Source organism: Burkholderia sp. Cy-637, from assembly GCF_011753175.1.
Taxonomy (GTDB): domain Bacteria; phylum Pseudomonadota; class Gammaproteobacteria; order Burkholderiales; family Burkholderiaceae; genus Burkholderia; species Burkholderia gladioli.
Map to the genome: position 1 here is coordinate 1 of NZ_VWWC01000219.1, position 9,713 is coordinate 9,713.

General features: G+C 69.8%; 8 protein-coding genes and 1 pseudogene. 1 reads left to right on the plus strand and 8 read right to left on the minus strand.

The genetic code is table 11. The features are described from left to right. The 8 genes from F3J10_RS32150 to tssB form a co-directional block, all read right to left on the minus strand. A partial coding sequence (locus tag F3J10_RS32150) for an AAA family ATPase (RefSeq protein WP_167243782.1) occupies nt 1-1,645 on the minus strand: 1,645 nt, incomplete at its 3' end. A gap of 94 nt (nt 1,646-1,739) precedes the next feature. Then, on the minus strand, nt 1,740-2,756 hold the full coding sequence (tssG, locus tag F3J10_RS32155) for a type VI secretion system baseplate subunit TssG (RefSeq protein WP_025098244.1): 1,017 nt from the start codon (nt 2,754-2,756) through the stop codon (nt 1,740-1,742). Continuing rightward, nucleotides 2,720-4,609, minus strand: a complete 1,890-nt coding sequence (gene tssF / locus F3J10_RS32160) for a type VI secretion system baseplate subunit TssF (protein ID WP_025098243.1) — start codon at nt 4,607-4,609, stop codon at nt 2,720-2,722. The genes tssG and tssF overlap by 37 nt, the downstream gene beginning before the upstream one ends. A 6-nt stretch (nt 4,610-4,615) precedes the next feature. Next, a complete protein-coding gene (tssE, locus tag F3J10_RS32165; RefSeq protein ID WP_025098242.1) occupies nt 4,616-5,119 on the minus strand; it encodes a type VI secretion system baseplate subunit TssE in 504 nt (167 codons plus the stop codon). Nucleotides 5,120-5,132: 13 nt separating this feature from the next. After that, complete coding sequence (locus F3J10_RS32170; protein ID WP_025098241.1) at nt 5,133-5,954, minus strand: type VI secretion system accessory protein TagJ; 822 nt, start codon at nt 5,952-5,954, stop codon at nt 5,133-5,135. Nucleotides 5,955-6,028: 74 nt separating this feature from the next. Next, nucleotides 6,029-6,520, minus strand: a complete 492-nt coding sequence (locus F3J10_RS32175) for a type VI secretion system tube protein Hcp (protein WP_240154786.1) — start codon at nt 6,518-6,520, stop codon at nt 6,029-6,031. 133 nt (nt 6,521-6,653) lie between these two features. Beyond that, nucleotides 6,654-8,147: a type VI secretion system contractile sheath large subunit gene (gene tssC, locus F3J10_RS32180; RefSeq protein ID WP_025098239.1), complete on the minus strand. Its 1,494-nt coding sequence runs from the start codon at nt 8,145-8,147 to the stop codon at nt 6,654-6,656. 8 nt (nt 8,148-8,155) lie between these two features. Further along, nucleotides 8,156-8,677, minus strand: a complete 522-nt coding sequence (gene tssB / locus F3J10_RS32185; RefSeq protein WP_013689196.1) for a type VI secretion system contractile sheath small subunit — start codon at nt 8,675-8,677, stop codon at nt 8,156-8,158. A 419-nt stretch (nt 8,678-9,096) separates the two neighbouring features. Here tssB and F3J10_RS32190 point away from each other — a divergent pair. Continuing rightward, nucleotides 9,097-9,713 (plus strand): annotated as a pseudogene (locus tag F3J10_RS32190) (hypothetical protein); the annotation flags it as partial.

Below are 9,713 nucleotides of genomic sequence, written 5' to 3' on the forward strand. Positions count from 1 at the left end.
TGAGCGCCGGCGGCGCGGCCTCGACATCGATGGCGCCGGCCTCGGGCGCGCCGAGGCTGCCGGTGCCGTCCACCGGCTGCAGCTCGCCGCGCAGTTGCGCGCGCAACGAGAGGATCCGCTCCACCAGCGCCTTCTCGGCGGCCCAGGCGGCCTCCAGCGTGGCCAGCCGCGCGCGCTGCGCCGCCAGCGCGGTGGCCGCCTGCGTCTCGCGGGCCTCCACCTCGATGCCGATCTGCCGCTCGCGCGCGATGATGGCCTGCTCGGTCTCGAGCGCCTCGATGCGCTTGAGGGTGTCGTCGATCTCGGCCGGCACCGCGTGCTGGCTGATCGCCACGCGCGCGCAGGCGGTGTCGAGCAGGCTGACCGACTTGTCGGGCAGCTGGCGCGCCGGGATGTAGCGATGCGAGAGCTTGACGGCGGCCTCCAGCGCCTCGTCGAGCACCTGCACGCGGTGGTGGCGCTCCATCACGCTGGCCACGCCGCGCATCATCAGGACCGCCTTGGCCTCGTCGGGCTCGTCCACCGGCACGGTCTGGAAGCGCCGCGTGAGCGCCGGGTCCTTCTCGATGTGCTTGCGGTACTCGGCCCAGGTGGTGGCGCCGATGGTGCGCAGGTTGCCGCGCGCCAGGGCCGGCTTGAGCAGGTTGGCCGCGTCGCCGGTGCCGGCCGCGCCGCCCGCGCCCACCAGCGTGTGCGCCTCGTCGATGAACAGGATCACCGGGCGCGGCGAGGCCTGCACCTCGTCGATCACCTGGCGCAGGCGGTTCTCGAACTCGCCCTTCATGCTCGCGCCGGCCTGCAGCAGGCCGATGTCGAGCGTGCGCACCTGTACGTCCTTGAGCGCCGGCGGCACGTCGCCGCGCGCGATGCGCAGCGCGAAGCCCTCCACCACGGCGGTCTTGCCCACGCCCGCCTCGCCCACCAGCATCGGATTGTTCTGGCGGCGCCGCATCAGGATGTCGACCACCTGGCGGATCTCGCCGTCGCGGCCGACGATCGGGTCGATGCGGCCCTCGCGCGCCTGCGCGGTGAGATCCACGGTGAACTGCTGCAGGGCCTGCTGGCGGCCCATCTGGGCCGGCGCCAGCGCGCCGCTGGCCTCGCCCGGCGCGGCCCCCGCCGCGCCCGCTGCGTCGGCGCGGAAGCCGTCGGTGGCGCCCAGGCTGTCCTCGGGCGAGCCGGCCACGATCGCGGCGAACTCGTCGGCCAGCGTCTCGGGCCTGAGCTTGCCGAACTCGGCCGAGACCGCCTGCAGCGCGTGGCGCAGATGGCGCGTGCGCAGCATGCCGACCAGCAGGTAGCCGGTGCGCACCTGGGCCTCGCCGAACATCAGGGTGGCGAACACCCAGCCGCGCTCGACCGCCTCCTCCACCTCGGAGGACAGGTCGGAGATGGTGGTGCTGCCGCGCGGCAGGCGCTCCAGCGCGGCCGTCACGTCGCGCGCCAGGTTCGAGGGGTTGAGGCCGAAGTGGCGCACGATGCGATGCAGGTCGGAATCCTGCGCCTGCAGGATCTGGTGGATCCAGTGCACCAGCTCCACGTTGGGGTTGCCGCGCAGCTTGCAGAACACGGTGGCGCTTTCGATGCCCCGGTAGGCGATCGCGTTGAGCTTGCCGAACAAGGCGCCGCGACTGATCTCGGCCATGATGTCCATCCTGTAGTCAGTGAGGCGGCGCCGGGCCAACGGCGGCCACCGGTTCGAAATGAAAGGCGCGTCGCGCCGTGCTGCGTGCGCCGCGCTAGGCCACCGGCGTCAGCACCACCTGGTCGGCATCGGCCGGCTTGGCATAGCGCCCCATCCAGGTGTTGAAACCCATCCGGCCCGCCTGCCCGAGGTGGCTGGCGGGCACCTCCTCCTTCTTCAGCACGAGCTGCACGTCCCAGCCCTTTTCCTCGCCCGCGTAGAGCTTGACGGCGGCCGTCAGCTCGCGCAGCGCCTCGCCGCCGGGCAGGAAGCGGTTGAACTCGGCCAGCCCGAGCGGGCCGATGCGCAGCCGGAAGCGCTGCTGCGCACCGCGCACCTGGGCGCCCAGCGTGGCGTTGCGGCCCATCGAGGCCATCGCGCCGCCCATGCGCAGATGCGCGTCCTCGGGCAGGGTCATCCAGCCGACCACGAATTCGAGCACCTGCACCGGCACGCCGAAGTAGTGCTCCAGCAGGCCGCGCAGGCCCTCGGCATTGCGCGCCTGCGGCACCAGCCGCCCGGCGAAGAAGCGCTTGAACTGGTCCGGCAGCGCGTCGCGGTCCTGCAAGCGCGGCGTGGCGATGCCGATCAGCGCGCCGACATAGGTGCGAAAGCGGTCGCTCTCGGGCCGGTCGTACTGCACGGTGGGCTGCGCATCGGCCCAGGCGCGGTAGAACAGGCTCAGCATGCGGTGATGGAACACGTCGGCGAAGGCCGTCAGCGTCGGGTCCTTGGCATTGCGCTCGCGGTCCACCGCGTGTTCGGTGAGGTGCAGCGGCAGCGGCCCCTGCGGCCCGAACAGGCCCAGGAACAGCCCGTAGAGCCGCCCCGGCGCGCCGCCCGCGCCGGGCTCGAAGCGCTCGATGCTGCGCGGCGGGAATTCCAGCGTGGCCGCGTGCGCGAGCCGCACCGGATCCTCGGCCGGCTTGGTCGAGTGGCCCAGGCGCGGGCGGGCCGGGTAGGCGCATTCGAGCCGCCGCATCGCCTCGAGGAATTCGAAGTCGAACGGCCGCTCGCGCAGCGCCGCCTCCAGCGCTACAGGATCGGGCGCTTGCCGGGCGTTGCGGGCCATCGGGCCACCTCGTTGCGTTCTTGGGTGCGCAGCACGGTCTCGGTGAAGGCGTTCAGCGAGACGTAGCGCGCCAGGAAATGCTGCAGCACCGAGCCCAGCAGGAAGGCGCTGCTGCCCTCGAAGGCCGAGTCGGCGCAGGTCAGGGTGATCTCCAGGCCGCGCCCATAGGTGATCGGGCCCGGCACCGGCACGCGGCGCGTCACCGGCCGCGCCGAGGCCTGGCGGATGCCCTCGACCTGGCGGCGCGCGGCGGCGTCGAATTCGTCGTGGTAGAGGCCCAGCATCTCGCGCAGCGAGGCCGCGCCCTGCTCGCCCTCGTCCTCCAGCAGCGACAGGTAGTTCAGCTGCAGATGGCTGATCAGCCGCCAGGCGGTCTCGCCGGTGGCGACCGGCGCGCGCGGCCGGGTCGGGCCCGCCACGCAGCGGATCGAGGCCACCGGCGCGTCGGTGTCGAGCGTGAAATCGGTATAGGACTTGCCCACCGGCATGTGCAGCGGCAGGTCGCGATTGGTGCAGAGCAGGCGCAGGCCGAGCTGGCGCAGCGAGGTGGCGTAAGGCGCATCCTTGCCGTCCACCAGCGCGATGAAGGTCTCGCTGCCCACGTAGCTGGAGCGCGCGCCGTTCTGCTTCTGCCGCGTGGAGAGCAGGCGCGGCTCGCGGCGCAGCGTGTAGAAGGCCGCCTGGCCGCCGTGCCAGTTGCGCGAATTGCTGTCGTAGAACGGCAGGAAGCGCTGCTCGGGTTCCTGGCGATCGCCGTAGCCCTGCACCTCCAGCACGCTGTGCACCTCGAAGTCCATCGGCCGCGTGCGGTCGCCGAGGATGTGATATTCGGTGCGCCCGCCCTGCAGGTGGATGCGATCGGCGCGCCGCTCGAACAGGTTGGCCGCCGGCGTGCAGAACAGCCGGAAATTGCCGGCGTCGATCGCGTTGTGCAGGCGCGCCACGCTGCGGTCGAGCCACACCACGATCTCGAACTCCTTGCCGCGCGCGCGAGCCAGCAGCGCGCGCAGGCCGGTGAATTCGACGAAGCGGAAGCGCTCGGGGCAGGCGAAGTATTCCTGCAGCAGCCGGTAGCCGCTGAACGAGCGGCTGCCGTAGGGCAGCATCGCCTGCTCCTCGTCGAAGCCGCTGGCGCGCAACGCGGCCCGCTCGTGATGCAGCTCGACGAATTCGCCCTCGCTGGCCGAGGCGGTGCGCACCGTGTAGCCCAGGCCGTTGGCCAGCAGTTGCTCGTAGAGCAGGGCCGGCAGCTCGTCGGCGCCGGCCAGGTAGACCGGCAGCGTGTCGAGCGCGAGCATCTTCGCCTCGGCACCCGCCAGGGTGCGGAACCGCAGCCGCAGCCCGGCGCGCGCGGCGCGCCCCGGCGGCGGTACCAGGCCCGCCGCGGCCAGCGCGGCCGGCGTATCGAAGTAGCGCGCCTCGGCCAGCTCCAGCGGCCAGAGCTTGACCTCGTGCGCGGTGCGGTATTCGCAGGCGGTGCGCTCGCCGAAGCCGGTCAGGCTGCGCAGCACCGTGTGCCGCGCCACCGCGTGGCCGGCCGGCGGCAGGTCCTCGGCTGTGTCGGGATGCAGTTGCACCACCGCCATCGACGGGATCGGCGACAGGTAATGCGGGTAGACCATCTCCAGCAGGTGCTGGGTGAACACCGGGTACTGCGCGTCGAGCTTGAGCTGCACGCGCGCGGCGAGGAAGGCGAAACCCTCCAGCAGGCGTTCGACGTAAGGGTCGGCGCACTCGAAGCCTTCCATGCCGAGGCGGCCGGCGATCTTCGGGTAGGCGCTCGCGAACTCGGCGCCCATCTCGCGCACGTGCTGGAGCTCGCGGTTGTAGTAACGAAGCAGGCGGGGATCCATGGGGCTTCAGCCGAACATTGGCGAGACGCGGAACTCGCCGGTTTCGAGGTCGACGTCGGTGCGCAGGTAGAGGCCGAGCGGCATCGGCTGGGCCCACATCTCGGCATCGATGCGGAACGACAGCGAGCGGCTGTCCATGCGCGAATCGTCGGTGCTGACGCTGACCTGCACGGTATCGGCGATCAGGCGCGGCTCGAAGTCGAGCAGCGCGGCGCGGATGCGGCTCTGCAGCTCGCCCGCGTCGATGCCCGACAGCGCGCTGCCGGCCAGGTCGGGAATCCCGAAGTTGAGCACCGAGTTGCCGACCTGCTCGAGGCCGGGCAGGTCCTCGTCCTCCCACTGGCGCGTGCAGTTCAGCAGCGCGGCGATATCGCGGGTCACGCACTCGCGCAGCTTCGCGGCCGTGATCACGCGCGCCTCGCGGCTCTCCTCGGGCTCGTGCGGCGCCAGGTCGGTCAGCCGGTCGAGCAGCGAGGGCTGCAGGCGCTCCTGCGGGGTCAGTTCGGCCATCGCGGCGGGCCCCTCAGCGCGCGCCGAAGGTGATCGAGCGCACGTCGAGCAGCGGGTACTCGGCGCGATCGGTCACCAGCATGCGCTGGCCGCGGCCGGTGAAGCAGTCCTCGCCGTGCTCGACCCAGGAGGTGCCCGCGGCCAGCGCCAGGTCGGCGATGCCGGAGCGCTCGCTGCCGGCGTAGCGGCACGGCACGAAGCCCACCGATTCGGCGCCGCTCGTCCAGGTCAGCTTGACCGGTGCCCAGACCTTGTCGCGCAGGTCGCTGGGTGCCTCGAACTCGAGCGAGCGCAACTGCGAGAACGGCGCCCACACGTAGCCGCTCTTCAGGATCAGCTCCAGGCAGGGGCCGAAGCGCGGATCGGCATCGGCGATCCACTCGAAGGGCTCGCCGTCGATGCTGCCGGCCACGGTCTCGGCCGTGTCGAAGGCGAGCGCGCGCTGGGTCAGCGTCTCGTCGATGCGGTTCTCGGTCAGCGCGTGCAGCGCGCGGATCAGCGGCGCGTGCCAGGCGGCCGGCTCGCCGGCGATGCCGGGGCACTTGCCGCCGGCCAGCACGGCCGCGCGCTCGTGCTCGCCGCGCAGCGCGAATTCATAGGCGGTCGACATCAGCGTGTTCTGCTCGTCGAGTTCGGCCGCCATCTTCAACTGGTTGGCCGCGCGATCCCATTCGCCCACCAGCGCGAGCAACTGGAACAGGAACACGCGCAGCGAGGCATCGGCGGGTCGGCTGCGGACCTCGGCGGACAGGGCGCTCAGCGCCTCGTCCAGGCGTCCGTGGGCAAGCAGCGCCGCGGCGTCGGCCGGGCTGGTGTCGGCAAGGGTTGGGTTCACGTGGGTGTTCCGTTGGACGGGGGAAAGCGGGTTGGGCGGGGCCGGCCGTGCCGGCCCCGTTGCGTATCACGCGCTTACTGCTTGGCGACCTGCTGGATGTCGAAGGTGAAGTCCTTGGTGCCGCCGTTGGCCTTGCCCTCGTCGTCCTGCGGCTGGAACGAGTACTTGAACTTGCCGAAGTGCAGCGTGATGTTCTCGGTCAGGCGCTCGTCGCCGCCGGTGCCGCCGGTCGACACCGAGGTGATCAGCACGCCTTCGCTGAGCTCGATGGTCACGAAGTCGGTCTGCTGGCCGGTGGCGTTGGTCACGTACAGGTAGGCGTTGTCGACGCGCGCGCCGGTACAGCAGGCGTTCAGGATCGCGTTCGAGCAGCTGTCGATGTACTTGGTGACCGTGATGTCCTGGATGTTGGCCTTGCCGCCCGAGGCGTAGCCGGCACCGGTATGCAGGTTACCGGTGTTGCTCACGCCCCACGACCAGGCGATGATCGGCACCTCGTTCTTGTGCTTCGAGTGGTTGGACGCGCCCTGGATCGTGACCGAACCGGAGCCGAATTTCAGGTGCATGTCGAATGCCATAATGACCTCTGCTTGCTATTAAAGTGCTCGCCGATCCGACGAACTGGGTAAACCGGAGCGCCTCGCTCCGATAAGGGCTGGGTACCATCGGCCGCGCGCGTCTACCGCGCGCGGCCCTGTTTCATGCGGCGCGTGCCGAAGGCAGGCGCGAGACCAGGCGCAGCGACACCGTCAGGCCTTCGAGCTGGTAATGCGGCTTGAGGAAGAACTTGGAGGTGTAGTAGCCGGGGTTGTCCTCGACTTCCTCCACCACCACCTGCGCGGCCGCCAGCGGCTTGCGCGCCTTGGTTTCCTCGCTGGAGTTCACCGGGTCGCCGTCGACGTAGTTCATCACCCAGTTCGACAGCCAGTTCTCCATCTGCTCGCGCGTGCTGAACGAGCCGATCTTGTCGCGCACGATGCACTTCAGGTAGTGCGCGAAGCGGCAGCAGGCGAACATGTAGGGCAGGCGCGCCGACAGGTTCGAGTTGGCGGTGGCGGCCGGATCGTCGTATTCCTCGGGCTTGGCCACCGACTGCGCGCCGATGAAGGCGGCCACGTCGGAGTTCTTGCGATGCACCAGCGGCATCAGGCCCATCTTGTCGAGCTCGGCCGAGCGGCGGTCGGTGATCGCGATCTCGGTCGGGCACTTCATGTCCACGCCGCCGTCGTCGCTCGGGAAGGTGTGCACCGGCAGGTTCTCCACCGCGCCGCCCGATTCCACGCCGCGAATCCGCGTGCACCAGCCATAGAGCTTGAACGAGCGGTTGATGTTGACCGCCATCGAGTAGGCCGCGTTCTGCCAGGTGTACTTGCCCGAGTCGGCGCCTTCGGTGTCTTCCTCGAAATCGAATTCCTCCACCGGGTCCGTCTTCGCGCCGTAGGGCAGGCGCGCCAGCGTGCGCGGCATGGTCAGCGCCAGGTAGCGCGCGTCGTCCATCTCGCGCAGCGAGCGCCAGCCGGCGTAGTCGGGCGTGGTGAAGATCATCGACAGGTCGCGCGGGTTCGCCAGCTCGTTCCAGTTCTCCATGCCGAGCAGGCTGGAATCGGCCGCCGAGATGAAGGGCGCGTGCGAGGCCGCGGCGATCTGCGAGATGCCGCGCAGCAGTTCGACGTCCTGAGGACTGTGGTCGAAGTAGTAATCGCCGATCAGGCAGCCGTAGGGCTCGCCGCCGAGCTGGCCGTATTCTTCCTCGTAGACGCGCTTGAACACCGGGCTCTGGTCCCAGGCCACGCCCTTGAAGCGCTTGAGGTTCTTGGCCAGTTCCTTCTTCGAGATGTTCATCACGCGGATCTTCAGCATCGGATCCGTTTCGGAATTGGTGACCAGGTGATGCAGGCCGCGCCAGGCGCCTTCCAGCTTCTGGAATTCGGCGTGGTGCAGCACGTGGTTCAGCTGCTCGCTGAGCTTGCGGTCGATCTCGGCCACGTAGGCGTTGATGGTCTGCGTGACGTCGTCCGAGACCACGTTCGAATCGCGCAGCACCTGCTCGGCGAGCGTGCGCACCGCGGCTTCCACCTCTTCCTTGGCGCGCTCGTTCTTGGGCTTGAACTCCTTGTTCAGCAGCGCCGCGAAATCGTTCGCCTCGGCCACCGCGCCCTGCGGCGCGCCTTCGAATTGCTTCTGGCTTTCCATGATCGCCATCACTCCTGTCCGGGTTCGGTGTCGGCGGCCTTAGGCGCCGAGCTCAGCGACTGCAGCAGCGCCGGGTCCTTCAGCGCCTGCGCGATCAGCTTCTCCGCGCCGACCTTGCCGTCGAGATAGGTGCCGAGATTCGCCAGCTGGGTGCGTGCCTCGAGCAGCCTGGCGAGCGAATCCACCTTGCGCGCCACCGCGGCCGGCGAGAAGTCGTCCATGCTCTCGAAGCTGATGTCGACCTCGAGGTTGCCTTCGCCGGTCAGCGTGTTCGGCACCGTGAAGTTGACGCGCGGCTTCATCGACTGCATGCGGCTGTCGAAGTTGTCGACGTCGATCTCGAGCGCCTTGCGCTCCTCGATCGGCGGCAGCTCGCCGGCATTGGCGCCGGACAGGTCCGACATCACGCCCATCACGAACGGGATCTGCACTTTCTTCTGCGCGCCGTACAACTCGACGTCGTACTCGATCTGGACGCGCGGCGCCCGATTGCGCGCAATGAATTTCTGACTGCTCTGCCTCGTTGCCATGCGCTGGTTCCTCTGAGGTGCATAAGGGTTCAGGAATCCGACGGGTGCCGGGGATGCCGGTGGCTGCCGTCGTCCACGACCACAGAACAGCGCGCCGTCGCGATCTATTCCATGCCGGCCGTGTTTTTCGCGAAGCGCGGCGGGTCCTGCCCGCCGCCGCCGCGACACGTCCGTCGGTGTCGTTGCTGGCCTTAACGCATGAGGCTTCGCGAATATTCCTTGGGCATGCCGAAGGAAAACGTTTTGTTACGAATTCGCCGCGCGGCGCGCCGTGTGCACGCAATCCGTGCACAGAGTCACGCGCGCGACACATCGATCCGGCTTCGTGAAGACGAATCGGAATAAATGGCGGGGGCCGGCCGTTCAGCAGATATCCGGTTTCATTCAAGCGGCGCGCATGACGCGTCGCGGCGCTCTCGATGACACGTTATCCAGGTTTTTTCCATCGGCTCGGCCGGCTCGGCCGGCTTGCCCGCCTCGCGCCGCTCGGCCTGCTGGCCTTCGCCTCGGCGGCGCAGGCCTGGACGCTGGTGCGCGCGGCGGCGCCCGTCACGGTGATTCACCAGACCGGTCTGTATCTGGCGCAGCCGGGCCAGCGGCTGGCGGTGAACGACATGGTCGAGACGCCGGCCCAGGGCGGCGCGCAGTTGCAGGACGAGAGCGGCCGGGTGGTCGCGCTCGGCCCCGATACGCGCGTGCTGTTCGCCCGGGACGCGCACCTGTCGCTGCTGCGCGGCTGGCTCAAGCTCGCCGACGGCTGCGCGGCGGCCGATTGCGCGGCGCCGGTGGTGGACACCGAAGGCACGCGCTTCACGGCGCTGGACCACGCGGCGCTGGTGATCGCGGCCGCGCCGGCCGGCTATCCCGGCGCCGACGATGCCGACGCGGTATTCGTGGAAAGCGGCTCGGCGCGGCTGCTCGCGCTGGGCGCCGCCGCGCGGGGCAAGCCCGCCCAGGCGAAGCTGGCCGCGCATCAGTTCGCCGTGCATGCCCGCGCGGCGGCGGCCATCACCAGCGCGCCGAGCCCCGCGCCCGC

Bases quoted from the DNA above. Each gene is read 5' to 3' on its own strand.
- tssG (WP_025098244.1), bottom strand. From the start codon at position 2,756: ATGGCCCGCAACGCCCGGCAAGCGCCCGATCCTGTAGCGCTGGAGGCG.
- tssF (WP_025098243.1), bottom strand. From the start codon at position 4,609: ATGGATCCCCGCCTGCTTCGTTACTACAACCGCGAGCTCCAGCACGTG.
- tssE (WP_025098242.1), bottom strand. From the start codon at position 5,119: ATGGCCGAACTGACCCCGCAGGAGCGCCTGCAGCCCTCGCTGCTCGAC.
- F3J10_RS32175 (WP_240154786.1), bottom strand. From the start codon at position 6,520: ATGCACCTGAAATTCGGCTCCGGTTCGGTCACGATCCAGGGCGCGTCC.
- tssC (WP_025098239.1), bottom strand. From the start codon at position 8,147: ATGGAAAGCCAGAAGCAATTCGAAGGCGCGCCGCAGGGCGCGGTGGCC.
- tssB (WP_013689196.1), bottom strand. From the start codon at position 8,677: ATGGCAACGAGGCAGAGCAGTCAGAAATTCATTGCGCGCAATCGGGCG.